General features: G+C 58.4%; 2 rRNA genes. Both read left to right on the forward strand.

The window, feature by feature from the left end:
- A 16S ribosomal RNA gene (locus tag ACTQ1S_RS09340) occupies positions 1 to 204 on the forward strand; the annotation flags it as partial.
- A 400-nt stretch (positions 205 to 604) separates the two neighbouring features.
- Positions 605 to 887, forward strand: a 23S ribosomal RNA gene (locus ACTQ1S_RS09345); the annotation flags it as partial.

Raw genomic sequence — 887 nt, forward strand, 5'->3', positions numbered from 1 at the left:
AGTTGCTAGTAATCGCGGATCAGCATGCCGCGGTGAATGCGTTCCCGGGCCTTGTACACACCGCCCGTCACACCACCCGAGTCGTCTGCACCCGAAGTCGCCGGCCCAACCGAGAGGGGGGAGGCGCCGAAGGTGTGGAGGGTGAGGGGGGTGAAGTCGTAACAAGGTAGCCGTACCGGAAGGTGCGGCTGGATCACCTCCTTTCTAGGGAGATACATTCTTAGAGAGAGAACACTTTAACTCGAATGGAGGGCAGGAGCCCGTCCGGTTGATGTCTGGCCCGGATACGTCCCCGCAGCACCCGGTCCCCGGGGTCGCACCCGCGTACCTTGAGAGCCGCATAGCGATAGGAGAGAGATGGAAGAGTATCCTCTTCCAGACTCGATTCTTTTCTGCGATCTAAACAGAGAATGATAGCAATCATTCATCCGATCCAAACAAGAGGAATTCACTCATTGATGAGTGAGGAGCATCTGATCGCGAGCACAGTGGAACACGCTGTGCCGCGGTATGAGATACCCGAATTGCGACATGAGAGCGCTATTCATGATATCGATTAATTTATATTAGCGACACGTGGATATCCCGCGGGCCCGGAGCGGTCCCGCAAGATACCACGGGCGCACGGCGGATGCCTTGGCACAGGGAGCCGATGAAGGACGCGGCAAGCTGCGATAATCCCCGGCGAGGAGCACACATCCTTCGACCCGGGGGTCTCCGAATGGGCGAACCCATGCACAGCGGTGTGCATATCCCCGGCCTGAACGCATAGGGCCGGGGAGGACAACCCGGGGAACTGAAACATCTAAGTACCCGGAGGAGAGGAAATCAATCTCGAGACTCCCCGAGTAGCGGCGAGCGAAAGGGGACCGATGGCCAAACCGTCG

Origin of the sequence: Collinsella sp. LCP21S3_D3 (genome assembly GCF_052118305.1) — a bacterium.
Taxonomy (GTDB): Bacteria; Actinomycetota; Coriobacteriia; order Coriobacteriales; family Coriobacteriaceae; genus Collinsella.